This window comes from Alteromonas sp. ABD4_190 (genome assembly GCF_056160105.1).
Genome location: NZ_JBSWWN010000001.1, coordinates 2,709,560 through 2,726,521, shown reverse-complemented (window position 1 = coordinate 2,726,521; position 16,962 = coordinate 2,709,560). Strand labels below are relative to the sequence as shown.

10 protein-coding genes and 2 rRNA genes are annotated in these 16,962 nt (G+C 44.8%); 2 read left to right on the top strand and 10 right to left on the bottom strand.

Translation table 11 applies throughout. The features are described from left to right. Window positions 1–18: 18 nt before the first annotated feature. A 23S ribosomal RNA gene (locus tag ACXAFM_RS11990) occupies window positions 19–2,894 on the bottom strand. A 333-nt stretch (window positions 2,895–3,227) separates the two neighbouring features. Next, window positions 3,228–4,760: ribosomal RNA gene (locus ACXAFM_RS11985) — 16S ribosomal RNA — on the bottom strand. The 16S and 23S rRNA genes sit together here, the layout of an rRNA operon. Window positions 4,761–5,392: 632 nt before the next feature. Between ACXAFM_RS11985 and ACXAFM_RS11980 the strand changes: the two genes are divergently transcribed. Next, entirely contained in the window at window positions 5,393–6,205 is an 813-nt protein-coding gene (locus ACXAFM_RS11980) for a hypothetical protein (protein ID WP_474829725.1), read from the top strand. A gap of 237 nt (window positions 6,206–6,442) precedes the next feature. Here ACXAFM_RS11980 and ACXAFM_RS11975 read toward each other — a convergent pair whose 3' ends face one another. From ACXAFM_RS11975 to ACXAFM_RS11965, 3 genes are read right to left on the bottom strand one after another with little or no spacing between them, the layout of a single operon-like run. After that, window positions 6,443–7,897 (bottom strand): TolC family protein, encoded by a 1,455-nt coding sequence (locus ACXAFM_RS11975; protein WP_474829722.1) that lies wholly within the window; start codon window positions 7,895–7,897, stop codon window positions 6,443–6,445. After that, window positions 7,891–8,943: an HlyD family secretion protein gene (locus ACXAFM_RS11970; RefSeq protein ID WP_474829720.1), complete on the bottom strand. Its 1,053-nt coding sequence runs from the start codon at window positions 8,941–8,943 to the stop codon at window positions 7,891–7,893. Before ACXAFM_RS11970 ends, ACXAFM_RS11975 begins: the two co-directional genes overlap by 7 nt. Continuing rightward, on the bottom strand, window positions 8,944–10,704 hold the full coding sequence (locus ACXAFM_RS11965) for an ABC transporter transmembrane domain-containing protein (RefSeq protein ID WP_474829718.1): 1,761 nt from the start codon (window positions 10,702–10,704) through the stop codon (window positions 8,944–8,946). A gap of 201 nt (window positions 10,705–10,905) precedes the next feature. On the opposite strand from ACXAFM_RS11965, the gene ACXAFM_RS11960 reads away from it, so the two are divergent. Further along, the gene (locus ACXAFM_RS11960) at window positions 10,906–11,796 is read left to right on the top strand and encodes a LysR family transcriptional regulator (RefSeq protein WP_474829716.1); all 891 of its coding nucleotides are present in this window, start codon (window positions 10,906–10,908) and stop codon (window positions 11,794–11,796) included. On the opposite strand, the gene ACXAFM_RS11955 is transcribed toward ACXAFM_RS11960, so the two are convergent. From ACXAFM_RS11955 to rfbC, 5 genes are all read right to left on the bottom strand, one after another. Continuing rightward, window positions 11,753–12,517 carry a YkgJ family cysteine cluster protein gene (locus ACXAFM_RS11955; protein ID WP_474829714.1) on the bottom strand — a complete coding sequence of 255 codons (765 nt, stop codon included), beginning with the start codon at window positions 12,515–12,517 and terminating at the stop codon, window positions 11,753–11,755. The genes ACXAFM_RS11960 and ACXAFM_RS11955 overlap by 44 nt on opposite strands. Before the next feature lie 306 nt (window positions 12,518–12,823). Next, complete coding sequence (locus ACXAFM_RS11950) at window positions 12,824–14,011, bottom strand: nucleotide sugar dehydrogenase (protein WP_474829712.1); 1,188 nt, start codon at window positions 14,009–14,011, stop codon at window positions 12,824–12,826. A 297-nt stretch (window positions 14,012–14,308) separates the two neighbouring features. Continuing rightward, window positions 14,309–15,391 (bottom strand): dTDP-glucose 4,6-dehydratase, encoded by a 1,083-nt coding sequence (gene rfbB, locus ACXAFM_RS11945; RefSeq protein ID WP_474829710.1) that lies wholly within the window; start codon window positions 15,389–15,391, stop codon window positions 14,309–14,311. A 37-nt stretch (window positions 15,392–15,428) separates the two neighbouring features. Further along, complete coding sequence (rfbD, locus tag ACXAFM_RS11940; RefSeq protein ID WP_474829709.1) at window positions 15,429–16,298, bottom strand: dTDP-4-dehydrorhamnose reductase; 870 nt, start codon at window positions 16,296–16,298, stop codon at window positions 15,429–15,431. 58 nt (window positions 16,299–16,356) lie between these two features. Next, a complete protein-coding gene (gene rfbC / locus ACXAFM_RS11935) occupies window positions 16,357–16,902 on the bottom strand; it encodes a dTDP-4-dehydrorhamnose 3,5-epimerase (RefSeq protein ID WP_474829707.1) in 546 nt (181 codons plus the stop codon). Window positions 16,903–16,962: the final 60 nt, after the last annotated feature.

The window sequence follows — 16,962 nt, the reverse complement described above, 5'->3', positions numbered from 1 at the left end:
AAGCTTCTTGGGCGTTGTATGGTTAAGCCTCTCGGGCAATTAGTACAGGTTAGCTTAACGCCTTACAACGCTTCCACACCCTGCCTATCAACGTCATCGTCTATAACAACCCTTCCAGAACTTAAAGTTCAGGGATGACTCATCTTTGGGCCGGCTTCCCGCTTAGATGCTTTCAGCGGTTATCCGTTCCGAACATAGCTACCGGGCAATGCGATTGGCATCACAACCCGAACACCAGCGGTTCGTCCACTCCGGTCCTCTCGTACTAGGAGCAGCTCCCATCAATCATCCAACGCCCACACCAGATAGGGACCGAACTGTCTCACGACGTTCTAAACCCAGCTCGCGTACCACTTTAAATGGCGAACAGCCATACCCTTGGGACCGACTTCAGCCCCAGGATGTGATGAGCCGACATCGAGGTGCCAAACACCGCCGTCGATATGAACTCTTGGGCGGTATCAGCCTGTTATCCCCGGAGTACCTTTTATCCGTTGAGCGATGGCCCTTCCATACAGAACCACCGGATCACTATGACCTACTTTCGTACCTGCTCGACGTGTCTGTCTCGCAGTTAAGCTAGCTTATGCCATTGCACTAACCTCACGATGTCCGACCGTGATTAGCTAACCTTCGTGCTCCTCCGTTACTATTTGGGAGGAGACCGCCCCAGTCAAACTACCCACCAGACACTGTCCACAATCCCGATAAGGGACCAATGTTAGAACATCAAACATACAAGGGTGGTATTTCAAGGACGGCTCCACACAATCTAGCGACTGTGCTTCAAAGCCTCCCACCTATCCTACACATGTAGGTTCAATGTTCAGTGCCAAGCTGTAGTAAAGGTTCACGGGGTCTTTCCGTCTAGGTGCGGGTACACAGCATCTTCACTGCGATTTCAATTTCACTGAGTCTCGGGTGGAGACAGCGTGGCCATGGTTACACCATTCGTGCAGGTCGGAACTTACCCGACAAGGAATTTCGCTACCTTAGGACCGTTATAGTTACGGCCGCCGTTTACCGGGGCTTCGATCAAGAGCTTCGTCCGAAAACTAACCCCATCAATTAACCTTCCGGCACCGGGCAGGTGTCACACCCTATACGTCCTCTTACGAGTTTGCAGAGTGCTGTGTTTTTAATAAACAGTCCCAGCCACCTGGTCACTGCGGCCTCCATTTGCTTACCACGCGAGGTGTTCACAAACAGAGGCGTACCTTCTCCCGAAGTTACGGTACAATTTTGCCGAGTTCCTTCACCCGAGTTCTCTCAAGCGCCTTAGTATTCTCTACCTGACCACCTGTGTCGGTTTGGGGTACGGTTCATATAATCATAAGTTTAGAAGCTTTTCCTGGAAGCAGGGCATCAACAACTTCACTCCCTTGGGAGCTCGTCTCGTGTCTCGGCCTTGAAAACCCGGATTTACCTAAGTCTTCAGCCTACGCACTTTCACTTGGACAACCAACGCCAAGCTTGCCTAGCCTTCTCCGTCCCTCCATCACTGATTATATAAGTACGGGAATATTAACCCGTTTCCCATCGACTACGCATTTCTGCCTCGCCTTAGGGGCCGACTTACCCTGCCCTGATTAGCATGGGACAGGAAACCTTGGTCTTCCGGCGTGGGAGTTTTTCACTCCCATTATCGTTACTCATGTCAGCATTCGCACTTGTGATATGTCCAGCAAGCTTTACAACTCACCTTCATCCACTTACACAACGCTCCCCTACCCAGCATGTAAACATGCTGCCGCAGCTTCGGTATATTGCTTAGCCCCGTTACATCTTCCGCGCAGGCCGACTCGACTAGTGAGCTATTACGCTTTCTTTAAAGGGTGGCTGCTTCTAAGCCAACCTCCTAGCTGTCTATGCCTTCCCACATCGTTTCCCACTTAGCAATATTTTGGGACCTTAGCTGGCGGTCTGGGTTGTTTCCCTCTCCACGACGGACGTTAGCACCCGCCGTGTGTCTCCCGGATAGTTCTCATTGGTATTCGGAGTTTGCAAAGGGTTGGTAAGTCGGGATGACCCCCTAGCCTTAACAGTGCTCTACCCCCAATGGAATTCGTCCGAGGCTCTACCTAAATAGATTTCGGGGAGAACCAGCTATCTCCCGGTTTGATTGGCCTTTCACCCCCAGCCACAAGTCATCCCCTAACTTTTCAACGTTAGTGGGTTCGGTCCTCCAGTTGATGTTACTCAACCTTCAACCTGCTCATGGCTAGATCACCGGGTTTCGGGTCTATACCTAGCAACTAAACGCGCAGTTAACACTCGCTTTCGCTACGGCTCCGCTATTCGCTTAACCTTGCTACTAAATATAAGTCGCTGACCCATTATACAAAAGGTACGCAGTCACCCCGAAGGGCTCCCACTGCTTGTACGTATACGGTTTCAGGTTCTATTTCACTCCCCTCACAGGGGTTCTTTTCGCCTTTCCCTCACGGTACTGGTTCACTATCGGTCAGTTAGGAGTATTTAGCCTTGGAGGATGGTCCCCCCATATTCAGTCAAGATAACACGTGTCCCGACCTACTCGATTTCACTGTAAAGATTGCGTCGTGTACAGGGCTATCACCTTGTATCGCTCCTCTTCCCAAAGGATTCCACTACATTCAATACAGCTTAAGGGCTGTTCCCCGTTCGCTCGCCGCTACTAGGGGAATCTCAATTGATTTCTTTTCCTAAGGGTACTTAGATGTTTCAGTTCCCCTCGTTCGCCTCGTTACACTATGTATTCATGTAACGATACCTGTAAACAGGTGGGTTTCCCCATTCGGACATCTGTGGCTCAAATGCATTTTGTCGGCTCACCACAGCTTTTCGCAGACTTACACGTCCTTCATCGCCTCTAACTGCCAAGGCATCCACCGTATACGCTTCGTCACTTAACCATACAACCCCAAACAGCCTTTTGACTTCTGTCTAAGTTATGTCGTATGCATGACAAGCTAATCGGAAGAATTGCCTTGCTATCAAATCATCGATTGATAACAAGCAATTCAGTCAAGTAGAGTAAAAAGTCATCTTTCGATTTCTCAGTTACTCAATTTTGATTGATTACTATTAATATCAGCTTTCCAAATTGTTAAAGAGCATAGTGCTTAATTCAAAACACTTAGGTTTGATCTTAAATCAAAGCTAAGGGCTTTTATTTAAGTCATCTTTAAATATAAACAAAACAATCTGTGTAGGCACTGCATCAAGTGCGTCTATCGACGTAATGGTAAGGAGGTGATCCAACCCCAGGTTCCCCTAGGGTTACCTTGTTACGACTTCACCCCAGTCATGAAACACAAAGTGGTAATCGTCCTCCCGAAGGTTAGACTAACTACTTCTTTTGCATCCCACTCCCATGGTGTGACGGGCGGTGTGTACAAGGCCCGGGAACGTATTCACCGCAGTATTCTGACCTGCGATTACTAGCGATTCCGACTTCATGGAGTCGAGTTGCAGACTCCAATCCGGACTACGACATTCTTTAAGGGGTCCGCTCCACATCACTGTCTCGCTTCCCTCTGTAAATGCCATTGTAGCACGTGTGTAGCCCTACACGTAAGGGCCATGATGACTTGACGTCGTCCCCACCTTCCTCCGGTTTGTCACCGGCAGTCTCCTTAGAGTGCCCAACTTAAGGCTGGCAACTAAGGACAAGGGTTGCGCTCGTTGCGGGACTTAACCCAACATCTCACGACACGAGCTGACGACAGCCATGCAGCACCTGTGTCAGAGTTCCCGAAGGCACCAATCTATCTCTAGAAAGTTCTCTGCATGTCAAGTGTAGGTAAGGTTCTTCGCGTTGCATCGAATTAAACCACATGCTCCACCGCTTGTGCGGGCCCCCGTCAATTCATTTGAGTTTTAACCTTGCGGCCGTACTCCCCAGGCGGTCTACTTAGCGCGTTAGCTTCGCTACTCACGACTTAAAGTCACAAACAGCTAGTAGACAGCGTTTACGGTGTGGACTACCAGGGTATCTAATCCTGTTCGCTACCCACACTTTCGCACATGAGCGTCAGTCTTTGGCCAGGGAGTCGCCTTCGCCACTGATGTTCCTCCAGATATCTACGCATTTCACCGCTACACCTGGAATTCCACTCCCCTCTCCAAGACTCTAGTCTGCCAGTTCTAAATGACCATCCCAGGTTGAGCCCGGGGCTTTCACATCTAGCTTAACAAACCGCCTGCGTGCGCTTTACGCCCAGTAATTCCGATTAACGCTCGCACCCTCCGTATTACCGCGGCTGCTGGCACGGAGTTAGCCGGTGCTTCTTCTGTTGTTAACGTCACGGCTAGCAGGTATTAACTACTAACTTTTCCTCACAACTGAAAGTGCTTTACAACCCGAAGGCCTTCTTCACACACGCGGCATGGCTGCATCAGGGTTTCCCCCATTGTGCAATATTCCCCACTGCTGCCTCCCGTAGGAGTCTGGGCCGTGTCTCAGTCCCAGTGTGGCTGATCTTCCTCTCAGAACAGCTAGAGATCGTCGCCTTGGTAAGCCTTTACCTTACCAACTAGCTAATCTCACTTGGGCCTCTCTTTGCGCCGGAGCCGAAGCCCCGTTTGGTCCGTAGACATTATGCGGTATTAGCAGTCGTTTCCAACTGTTATCCCCCTCGCAAAGGCAAGTTCCCAAGCATTACTCACCCGTCCGCCACTCGTCATCTTCTAGCAAGCTAGAAATGTTACCGTTCGACTTGCATGTGTTAGGCCTGCCGCCAGCGTTCAATCTGAGCCATGATCAAACTCTTCAATTAAATATATCGAAATATGAATCGTCGTTGTGACACTCTTAACGAGTGCCCACACAGATTGTCTTGTCTAAATTTTTAAAGAACATTCACTAGAAGCCGTTGCTTCTTAGTGACTCACCCTGTTCGAGTGAGGTGCGCATTATACGCTGGAAGTTTTTATTGTCAACACTTTTTGAAAATTTATTTTCTGAAGCGTTTCTTCTAAACTCCCGTCTTTACTGGCCTATAAAGGTAGTAGAGACTTACTTCAGGAGGGTTGCTGTTTTGCTTTTCCCCCGAAGCGGATGCGCATTTTAGGGAAATGAGCGCTCACGTCAACACTTATTTTAAAAAAGATGAAAAAACTGAACTAACCGTCTATTTTTCATTCAAATGTGATAATTAGTAGACAATATGGACTAATTACTAATAGGATGGGGATTCAGATCCTATAAAGTAGTAGTTCTTAAAGTAGTATTTGATCCTGCCGTTATTAATAAAGTGCTTGGTATTAGTTGCTGATATTAAAGCCAGCGTAAAGGAATACGTATAAGAATGTATATAAGCGTCGATGTTCAGTGCTTTGCGTTTTTTATAAATGTATTAATACTGGTAGTGTCATAAATTGACTACGCGATAATTATAAAGGTGGGTTTATGTTACGAACTCTTTCATTGCTATCAGCGGCAATACTAGCTTCTCAAGTTAGTTATGTGGCAATGGCACAAGACGCTCCTGCTAATGGAGTTATCCAGCCATCCAGTTCAGCGAGCGTAGAAAAATCCGTTGAAGAGTCGAATCGCTTTCAAACAGCCTTTCTAAAACGTCAAGTTGAACAGACCATGTCTGTAGGACGTGCTATTAGCTCTATTGCTGGTCACTACCCTCAGGAAATAGTGCCTATCGTAGATATTGCACTAGATACTTATCCTGACAAATACCGAGAAATAATCTTTGCTGCCATTTCAGCGCAGCCTTCCTCAACTGAAGAAATTGTTCAGCTGGCTATAGAGAAGGAAGTAAGTAGTTGCCCTAACATTGTACAGTTAGCTATTAAAGCAGAACCTACCTATGTAGATTTTGTTGTTCACGCTGCGGCGGTATCAACGCCTGAAGAATTAGATGAGATTGTACGCGTTGCTGTATTAACTCAGCCTGATGCTGCTGATAGTATTGTTCAGACATTATCGCAAGAACATCCAAACAAAATCGTTGATATTATGACTAGTGCGCTAAATGCAGTACCTTTTGTTGGCGAATATGTAGTAGATGCACTTTTAGCTGTATTCCCTAACGAAGCGGAAACGGTAGTTGAAACAGCTGTAAGAGAATCTGCCCAGCAGCGTGAACAAGTATTGCGTATATTAAATACTGCACAACATGCAGGGGTCTCTCAAGATAAGTTAAAAGAGTACGCTATGTCTGCCGGACTAAGCGAGGAAGACGTTAATAGTGCATTGAGCAATTAGGCACTAAAGATTTATAAGTCCTAAAGATTTAGTTTATGAATAACGGCGTATTGAGCAGCTCAGTACGCCGTTTTTTTATATCGCTCTATTAGTCACTTCTTTACTGGTAACTATCGTGGCCATGCTCTCTCTAGCGACTACCACCTCTTTTGTGACTGTTAGTTTTGTAGTCGCTAACGGCAAGCGAAGTTTTCTAATCCACTTCTCATTAGAAATCTATGTTAGTAACAACAACCTTTAACTGTCGAATGAATACAGCATAGCGGCTTCTCTATAAAGCATAAGCTCTGCTTTTAACAAGTCGACCTTAGCTTTGATCTCTTTGATCTTCGCTTTAATTTCGTTCTGAGCTCGCGCATTTAAAACAAACATATCGCTATCACCTGCATCAAAGCGTGTTTTTTCCACTCTAGATAGGGTTTTCGCAAGCACCGCATTTTCGCTTTGAAGTGACACAATATCCTTTGCTTGCGACCAATAAATCAAAGCTTGCTCGAATCGTTGTACAATAGCTTGCTGTGTAGACGTAAGCTTATGTGCAAGCTCTCTTTGCTTTGACTGCAATTGTGCGCGCTCTGCTTTTGCCTTTCTGTTGCCCAGCGGGTAAGAGAACGATAACCCCACTTTGGTTTCTGTACCTTCTAATGTTTCAGATCCTGCACCTACATCTCTGGCGATAGAGGCTGTAAGGTCAAGCTTGGGGAGTAGCGCGTTGTCAGCAAGTGCAACCTTATTTTCTACCACCTGCTGTTCTAACTTCATTATGCCCAATTCAGGGTGGCTGCGTAGCGCATTGCGAAGCGTAACCAATTGACTGTTGCCAATCCAGAAGGGCCAGCTTAACTCGTTAGGTGGCTGTTCACTATTAATTGCCAACATATCGCCATTTGGCGAGCGCCAGTAAAAAGACAGCATTTGCGCGTGCATGTCTCGCTTTTGTTTAAGTTCGGCCAGAGTTAAACGCTGTTGAAGCAAGTTGGCTTTAAACTCGGTAAGTACAATACTGGCTAAATCGCCCTTCTCCACCCGAGTAACCAAAGCTTTTTCGCGTTCAGACGCCGTATTAAGTAATTCGGTAACAGCTTGAATTTGTAACGCACTCTCGTACCACGCAATGTATTCACTCACACCTTTATAGACAAAGTCGTTTATAAGGCTCGTCGCTAGTGCCTGCCATTGCGATGCAGCCAGCCCTGCATTACGCAATTCAGTTCTGCGTTTATCTATCTCACGATTTTGCAAAAGCGACATGGCGACACCCACACTAGCCTCACCAGCCGACAGTGTATCGTAGTACCCTTCATAGCTAGGAAAGTCACCCGCTGCAATGCGATACTCACCAAACACAGACGCGTTGAAATCTTCGACTGGGTTTGTGAAACGCTGAGTTAGGTTAGTCCCATCATAATAACCTGACACTCGGCTCTTTGTTTTCTGTTCAATAAAGGGGTCGAAGCTGCTTCTTGCAATCTCCAGTTCAGCGGCAGCTTGGTAATTTCCTTCGTTAATTGCCTGCACATAAGGGTGATAGTTCACCATACTATCAATAAAAGCCTCAATGGTTGGCGCTTGTCTACTCTGTTGAGTTTGCATTTGATTCGTATTTTGTGTCTGTGCGAATGGACCAGGTATGTTTCCACCTATATAAGTAGCCAATGCAATTGCCGTAAAAAACAATCTGCGCATTACCATATTGATGCTCCCGAACCTTTAGCACCACCAGACGGTGCTTGCTGCGTAGGTAATGGAGGGAAGTTATTTAACTGGCGCCACATTTCATAACCTAAACGAACTTCTTCTAGCAATACCCAGGCTTTCACTCGGCTGCCTAATCGCGCTGAACTTTCTGCTGGCCATGGAACGTCGGACTCGTCGGGTCTGATCCACACATTAAAGTCGCCCGTGGCGTTTGCCACCGGCTCTACATATACCACTTCACCACCGAAGGTTCCTATTGCACTTCCAGGCCACCCGCTAAACTGGAAAACCGGCCAACCTTCGAACTGCAATCGCGCTTTTGCACCAGGCTTTACCAATGGTGCGTCTAAACCTCTTACCGTTACCCGCACACTACGCTTGGCATCGGCAGGAATGAACTGACCTAAGATATCGCCAGATTTCACAAAAGTAGACACACCACCCGACAGTAAACGCACCACGGTACCATCTACAGGCGCAAACTTGGTTTGGGTAGATTGACGAGATAGTGTCATACTTACCTCGTTGATTTCAGATACAGACGCTGCGGCTTTTGCTCTTAGCTCCTGTACTTTGATTTCAGCTTGCTCAACTTCTTTACGAGACACCAAGCCTTGTTCCTGTAGTGACTTTTGGCGCGCCAAGTTGTTTTCGGCATTTCTCACCGCCGTTTCGTTAGCTTGGTTTTTAAGGTTTGCAGCAGAAAGTTGAGATTGAAGCTTTTCAAGACGCTGAGCATCAATATCAATAAGCGTAACAATAGGCTCGCCCGCTTTAACTTGCTGACCTTCTCTCACATGCCATTTTTTAACCTGCCCATCGACAAGCGCGTTAATTGGTTGAGTTCTGTCTTTAGGGTCGAGCGAGTCAACCATCCCTGTACCATAAGCGGTTTGGATCCAAGGAGTAAAGTACAGTATCAATCCTGCAGCGAGTACCAAGAAAATGATCACGCCTGTGATGACGCGGTGGAGTTTGGGCACTTTCAAAGAGGGTAACGATGTAATGTTGTCTAAAAAGCGACGTTCTGCGTTATTCATTTACTCACCCTCCTTATCATTTGTTTGTGTATTCGCCCTTTGTGGATTAGTACCTAGTGTATCTGTAACGTTAGCGCTTTCTTGTACACCGACAATTGGCGATTCGCCATTGGTATACTTATTTAACATGGCCGTCGCATTATCGTGTAAATGCAAAACACCCTCAAAGCAATCCGGTATTGGCATATTGGTAAAGTACATTACGGTGAAATCGTACTTGCTTAAGCGTCTTAGTAATCTTGCTCTTAAGTCGACAGGTATGGCATCAAAGTGCTGGTTCAACACAAGCAGCTTAGGTTTGCCTACGATAGCAGCAGCCAGCTTAAGCAGTAAGAATTCTAGCGGCTGTAAAGGCGCACCTAATACCGACACTTTGGTCTGCAGACCTTCCGGTAAGCTATCAATAACCTTCGTCATCTCAACTTCTTCAAGGGCTGCGCGAATATCGGCAATGCTCGCCTCGGGGTGAGCCAGTTTCAAGTATCGCTCGATAGACACTTCAATTATTAAAGAACGATCTAAAATAGTTACCGCCTGCCTTAACTCATGGGTGTCATAATCGTTTAGGCTAAACTCACCTAATAATATGTCGCCTGACTTCACGCGGTCATATTGCTTTACTAGCCCCAACAGTTGCTTTTGAACCCAGCTTTTGTCAGTAGTCACGAAATACTTAGTACCTGGCTCGAACACAACGTTTAAATGACAGGTATCGTTGCCATGTTTAAGCTCTACATTGTTAAAAACCAACTTAGACGATGTAGGGATGTGCTCTGAGGCATTTAGCTCTTCCTGGGGCATAGCTAAAGCACCACCCAACTTTTCGGCTGCACCGTAGAGTTCATAATAAAGCTTTAGGTACTGAGTGAAGCGGGATAAGCCAAAGAATACCGCAGACATCACCAATTCAGCAGCAACGAGCTGACCAATAGACAGCTCACCTTGTACAACAAGCACACCACCAATACCAAGTAGTGACGCACTTGCCACCGCATACATTAATAGGAACATTACCACTTGCGCGAAAGTGTAATTAAAGTGGCTTTTGTGCTTTTTCACATAGTTACTGATATAGCCCTCGGTACTGCGACCGGCATATTCCACGTGGTCCGCCGATTTGAAAAATTCGTGTGCGATGGCAATGTCGTGCAGCCACTTAGCTGAATCATACTTAGCGTGAGAAAGTTCGATGGCCGTGCGTTTAGCGCCCCGCCCCCAAACTTTCCATACGGCATACATAGTAAGTAGAAGTACTACGTTAAACGCAAAAAGCGCAGGATGATAAAACGAGACAAGCGTGAAACCCACCAGCATCTGCAGTACCAGAGCAAAGCCGTCGATCATCAGCGAAGGCATGTTCTTTTGAAACGTCATAATATCGAAGTAGCGCTGCGTAATACTTACGTTTTGACGACCTTCGAAAAAGCTATGCGGGGCAAGAATAGTTTTAAGCCCTAAATCTGCGGTAAGGCGTGCATACACCTTGCGTTCGTAAAACTCCATTACGCGCATACGAAGTGCGCTGAATACGCCTGATATAAACAAGGTAAGAAACAAGATAACGGCGAGGATGATAACAGCACGGGTTGAGCCGATATTGGCAATACTGTTTATTAACGTTTGAACCGCTATAGGCACTGCCAGTGTCATCAAACTAATTGCAACACCATAAGCGATAGCAACCCAAAAAAAGCCAGCCTCCGGTTTCAATAACGAAAACAGTGTTTTTCGCGTTTTACGTAAGTTTATTGTTTTGGCCATAGTTATGTCTTCAATATACCGCTAGCTTGGAAAAATCAGTTGCGCGTTGTTCAGTTAACTTACGGAACAACGCTTATAGTGTATTGCAATGTTTAGTTAGAATAAATCTGTTATATTCTTAATAGTTCATCGAAAATAATTGCGTTTACGAATAGGGGGGTCAGAGTACTTTTCTCTACTCGTTTAACAGGTTGCTAAAGCATGCATCATCTTAACTACCACCATCTCTATTATTTTTATCTAGTCGCCCGCGAAGGTAGCATTGCCAAAGCAGCTAAGTTACTCCACGTTACTCCTCAAACGGTAAGCGGGCAACTGAGCACGTTTGAAAGTCAGCTTGGTTATTCATTATTCGACAGAATAAACAAGCGGCTGTACCTAAACGCTCGGGGTAAAGTAAGTTATCAGTATGCCAGCGAAATATTTCATAAGGGTAACCAACTGGCTGAAATACTTAACAATAGCGATGAAGTAAATACGAAGGAATTCGTAATAGGTATTACAAATGGTATTCCAAAAGTGCTTTTTTATGATTTCGTGCACGACACCATGCGCATGTTCTCGCAAGTAAAGTACGTAATTAAGGAAGATAGCTTTGATGGTTTACTAAAGGAGTTGGCTATAAATGCTATCGACTTTATTGTTGCTGACAGAGGCATAGCGCCCGGTACGCAAATTAGCGCTAACAGCTACTTCTTAGGGGAAAGCTCATTAAGCTTTTTTGCTAAGTCGCCCCTAAATGAAGGGCTACAGTTTCCAGATTGTTTAAACCAAATGCCGTTACTTATTCAAGGAAACACGTCGGGCATACGCCAAGCACTTACAAGCTGGCTTGAAACCGAACAGCTTTACCCAAAAATTGTGGCCGAGTTTGATGATACCGCGTTATTAAAGTTATTTGGCAGCGAGGACTTCGGCGTGTTCTGTGCCCCATCAGCCATTTCAAAACACGTAGAAGAACAATATGGCGTGCACTGCATAGGTAACGCTAATACTCTTAATGAAAGATACTACGCTATTACCGGTAAAAGCCGAGCTGACTACACAATTAGTGAGGCAATCGTGGAATCGGCACGTGGAATTTTAGCGTAAAGCTTTGGGTTATGGGGTCAGTGTACATTTTATGCTTTCTATTTGTTTGAGCAGCAACACCATCATCTGTATCTTGCGCATAAAAACTTAATGTCAGAATTTTTTCTAACACAAAGCGTAGTGCGTCATTGATAGGCATAAGCTTTTCACCCAATTCATAATCTAGTTGAGCCAGTTTTTGCCTACCTTCTGCGATCATTGGCGGCTTTGCCGATGTAAATCGAACCTCACTGTTTGCAGCAATATCATGTATTAATGGCTGTTCAAAGGTATCTAAACGCTGTGGCTGTATAGAAATTAGCGCGGCCGCATATTTTTCAGGTACGGCTTGCTTTATTGGTTTGCATACCGAAAGCGTGGCTTCACCAGATTTGGTTTTATAACCTGCTGCACCGAACATGCGGCAAATGCCAGGTCGGTGTTCGTAAATTCCGCAGTAGCCTTCTGTACCGTCTAAACTCAAGCGTTGATATTGCTTGCATGCAAAACCGCTATAGCTTTGAAGCTCATCGAATACTTGTTCGGCTTGACCACTATCAAACAGATGCAGTGCATATGGCAGCATTTCTAAAGGCGACACTTCAATGTCGGGTTTATTGCAACATGCGCCGCATTTCTCAACACAGTTTAATGACTGACTTGATTGATATGCGCTGAATTCTTGGGAAAGAGATTGGTAAACATCCATCACTTGGCTGGAAAGCTCACGCAGCCTATTCATAACGACTCCGCTAATAAAAGCAAACTAAACGAAACGAAGTTCACGCTGGGTAATATGGTAGGTAGCATGAACTCAAGACTTTGTTTACTGGTTTCAGTAACCAGTGAACAGATAGTATTGGAGGCAGAAATGTACTCTGACCCCATATTTAAAGCATGCTTCTTCCCCGCCGGGTGTGAGTAATCTTAAGGCTTGATGGCAGGAGTTGAATTGGTGCGGATTCTATTTTGAATTTTGGGATTTGGGAAGTTTTTTGTGAGGTGGATTGCGAAAAGACTGATGCTTTTCGCAATCTCAATTATTTTATTAGTCAGCGTTGAACAGGTCGCGGCTGTATACTTTATCTATTACGTCTTCAATATCGCCCGTTACACGGTTGGCTACGATTACGTCAGAAATTTTCTTAAACTCTTCTAAATCGTTTACTACGCGCGAGTTAAAGAAGTCATCTTCTTTAAGTACTGGTTCGTAAACCACAACTTCAATACCTTTCGCTTTAATGCGCTTCATGATTCCCTGAATAGCACTGGCTCGGAAGTTGTCTGAGCCGGTCTTCATAATAAGGCGGTAGATCCCAACAACCTTGGGGCCACGGCTTACAATTGAATCGGCAATAAAGTCTTTACGGGTGCGGTTAGCATCTACAATGGCCTGAATCATGTTATTCGGCACTTCACTGTAGTTAGCGAGCAATTGTTTAGTATCTTTTGGTAAGCAATAACCACCGTAACCAAAACTTGGGTTGTTGTAGTGGTTACCAATACGAGGGTCTAAGCCAACACCCTCAATGATCTGCTTGGTGTCTAGGCCATTACGCTCTGCATAGCTGTCTAGTTCGTTAAAGTACGCAACACGCATTGCTAGGTAAGTGTTAGCGAAAAGCTTAATAGCCTCTGCTTCAGTGCTATCGGTAAACAACACATCAATATCTTCTTTAATAGCGCCTTGCTGCAGTAGCTTAGCGAACACTTCTGCACGCTCACTACGCTCCCCAACTATGATACGGCTAGGGTGAAGGTTATCGTAAAGTGCTTTACCTTCACGTAAAAACTCTGGCGAGAATATAAGATTTTCAGTACCGAAGCGTGCTTTTGCGTCTTTCGTAAACCCTACCGGTACGGTCGATTTTACAATCATCACAGCATCAGGATTAATTTCCATCACTGTTTTGATAACCGCCTCTACACTACCTGTATTGAAGTAGTTAGTTTGAGGGTCGTAATCTGTTGGTGTTGCAATAACAACATAATCGGCGTCTTTATACGCAACTTGTGCATCTAACGTAGCTTCAAGGTTTAGCTCTTTAGTTGTTAGATATTCTGAAATTTCTTTGTCTTCAATTGGAGACGTTTTGTTGTTAAGCATCTCAACTTTTTCCGGAACTAAGTCGACCGCTTTCACTTCATTGTGTTGTGCAAGTAGCACTGCATTTGAAAGCCCTACATAGCCTGTGCCTGCTACAGCTATTTTGTACTTAGCTAACGTACTTCCCATTTACTGTTTCTCCAATCCTATTCACTATCAGCGATAGAAATAATTATTAAAATGTTCTTGCTATATATTGCCAGAGTTTTTTGAAAATCTCATGAACAATGCATCATAAAGGTGCTTGATTCAGAGAAACCCTGATGAGTCGGTGCGTTTCAATCTAAAACCATCATTTCAACATAAAGCGTAAGTGCAATATTGCTAATAAAGCAACAATCACACCACTACGTGAATATTGCATTTGAAAACAAAAAAGCCTCAGCAAATTAAGTAAGCTGAGGCTTCAAAGCTCATAAGAGCTAACTAGCTTCCGGTACCTAAACGCTCACCTTGGTAACTACCGTCTAAAACAGCTTTCCACCAGCTTTCGTTATTCAAATACCATTCAACGGTTTTACGAATACCGCTTTCGAAGGTTTCTTGAGGCTTCCATCCTAGCTCGCGCTCAATCTTGCTAGCATCAATGGCATAGCGCATATCGTGCCCTGGGCGGTCTTGTACGTAGGTAATTTGCTCAGCGTAATTGCTATCTTTTGGCTTTACTTCATCCAAAATAGCGCAAATAGTTTGCACCACTTCAATGTTCTGTTTTTCGTTGTGACCACCAATATTATAGGTTTCACCAATTTCACCGTTTAGTGCAACCACAACTAATGCACGTGCATGGTCTTCAACATACAACCAGTCACGAATTTGGTTACCTTTGCCATATACAGGCAGCGGCTTTCCTGCTAGGGCATTTAGAATAACCAACGGAATAAGCTTTTCCGGGAAGTGGTACGGGCCGTAATTATTTGAACAGTTAGTTACAAGGGTTGGTAGCTTGTATGTGCGAAGCCACGAACGCACTAGCTGATCTGAACTTGCTTTACTTGCTGAGTAAGGTGAACTTGGTGCATACGGGGTAGTCTCCGTAAAGAGTGGAAGCTCTGTTCCTGGCTCTACTTCATCTGGGTGAGGAAGGTCACCGTATACTTCGTCAGTAGAAATATGATGAAACTTAAACCCAGCTTTTTTATCGCCCTCAAGTTCAGACCAATACGCTCTTGCTTGTTCAAGCAATGTGTATGTACCTACAACATTGGTTTGAATAAACTCGCCTGGCCCGTCAATTGAACGGTCTACGTGTGACTCTGCAGCCAAGTGCATAATAATATCTGGCTGGTGTGTATTGAATACACGCTTTACTTCTTCAGCATCACAAATATCAACTTGTTCAAAGCTATAGCGGTCGCTGCCTGAAACAGGTGTTAATGACTCTAAGTTACCCGCGTAGGTTAGCTTATCTAAATTAATCACTGTGTGGTCAGTGTCGTTTATAAGATGACGAACTACTGCAGAGCCAATAAAGCCCGCGCCACCTGTTACTAAAATTGTTTTATTCATTTTCTTTTTACCAAAAGTATAATCTTGTTCTTGTCGCTTACGCTTTCAATTCGTCTAGCATGCTGGCTAACTGCTTACGCCAGTGCGTGGGCTTACACGCCGCAAACGCTTCGCGCGCGGTTTGCTTATCTAATACGCTGTAATGCGGGCGCTTGGCAGGCGTTGGATACTGGCTTGACGGTATAGGTAACACTGGAATTGATTTATCTAGCAAACCTTTCTCGACACCTAGCTCTTGAATAGCTAAAGCAAAGTCATACCAGCTAGCTACACCTTCATCAGTCCAGTGATACACGCCACTGTTTTTATTCAAAGCAGCAGTAACACAAACTTCAGCTAAACCTTTAGCCCACGTAGGCGTTCCAATTTGATCATCTATTACGCCCAACTGAGGTTTATCAGCCATCAAACGCAGCATGGTTTTCACAAAGTTATTACCATGCGAAGAGTAAACCCAAGCTGTGCGAATTAGACAGCTAGCACCTGGCAGTATTTCAAGCAGCGCTTTTTCGCCTTCTGCTTTTGATTTGCCATAAGCACCTTGTGGTTCAATGGTGTCGTCAGTTAAATAAGGTGAACCTTTATGACCGTTAAACACATAGTCAGTAGACACATGCACCATGAAAGCGCCGTTAGCTTTGCAGAAGTTTGCTAAGTTTTTAACGGCAAGCATATTAATAGCATTACACGCCTCGGTATCTTCTTCGGCTTTATCAACAGCTGTATAGGCCGATGCGTTTATTACAACTTCAGCCGATAAAGACGATAGCGTTTCTTCAATATTAGAGGCACTCGTAATATCAATATCATCACGCCCCAAAAACGAAACTTGATGCTCGCTATTTTCTAGTTCACGAGAAAGTTCAAATGCTAACTGCCCAGACTTACCTATAATTACAATATTCATTAATCGCTAATACCTAGTAAAACACCAATAAAAAGCCAGTGAAAAAAATCAATGACAATTAAAACGTAGGTGCGTCTACAAATGCCAAGCCCGTCTCATCTTTACCTGATAGAGAAGGCTTCTCGCCATTGACTAAAGGCCAGTCGATATTTAAGGTTGGGTCGTCGTACTTAACTGATATTTCAGATTCTGGGTGGTAATAGTCTGTGCACTTATACACAAACTCGGCAGATTCGCTAGTTACATAAAAGCCATGAGCAAAGCCCGCAGGTACCCATAACTGACGTTTGTTCTCTGCTGATAACGTTACCCCAACCCACTTACCGTATGTAGGTGAGTCTTTACGCATGTCTACGGCTACATCATATACTTCACCGCTAACTACACGTACTAATTTCCCTTGGGTTTGCTCCATTTGATAATGAAGGCCACGAAGGATACCTTGGCTAGATTTAGAATGGTTATCCTGAACAAAATCTACACCTGCACATTCTTTCTTAAACCAATCGGTGCGAAAGGTTTCTAGAAAAAAACCTCGCTCGTCACCAAATACTTTAGGCTCGATGATTTTTACATCAGGGATGTCTGTTTTAATTACTTGCATTTACTTTCCGTACAAACTGGCAATTTAAAATAAGAAGAAAGGTGGCATTGCCACCTTTTA

Excerpts from the sequence above, each read along its gene's own strand:
- ACXAFM_RS11980 (WP_474829725.1), top strand. The coding sequence starts at position 5,393 with ATGTTACGAACTCTTTCATTGCTATCAGCGGCAATACTAGCTTCTCAA.
- ACXAFM_RS11975 (WP_474829722.1), bottom strand. The coding sequence starts at position 7,897 with ATGGTAATGCGCAGATTGTTTTTTACGGCAATTGCATTGGCTACTTAT.
- ACXAFM_RS11970 (WP_474829720.1), bottom strand. The coding sequence starts at position 8,943 with ATGAATAACGCAGAACGTCGCTTTTTAGACAACATTACATCGTTACCC.
- ACXAFM_RS11965 (WP_474829718.1), bottom strand. The coding sequence starts at position 10,704 with ATGGCCAAAACAATAAACTTACGTAAAACGCGAAAAACACTGTTTTCG.
- ACXAFM_RS11960 (WP_474829716.1), top strand. The coding sequence starts at position 10,906 with ATGCATCATCTTAACTACCACCATCTCTATTATTTTTATCTAGTCGCC.
- ACXAFM_RS11955 (WP_474829714.1), bottom strand. The coding sequence starts at position 12,517 with ATGAATAGGCTGCGTGAGCTTTCCAGCCAAGTGATGGATGTTTACCAA.
- ACXAFM_RS11950 (WP_474829712.1), bottom strand. The coding sequence starts at position 14,011 with ATGGGAAGTACGTTAGCTAAGTACAAAATAGCTGTAGCAGGCACAGGC.
- rfbB (WP_474829710.1), bottom strand. The coding sequence starts at position 15,391 with ATGAATAAAACAATTTTAGTAACAGGTGGCGCGGGCTTTATTGGCTCT.
- rfbD (WP_474829709.1), bottom strand. The coding sequence starts at position 16,298 with ATGAATATTGTAATTATAGGTAAGTCTGGGCAGTTAGCATTTGAACTT.
- rfbC (WP_474829707.1), bottom strand. The coding sequence starts at position 16,902 with ATGCAAGTAATTAAAACAGACATCCCTGATGTAAAAATCATCGAGCCT.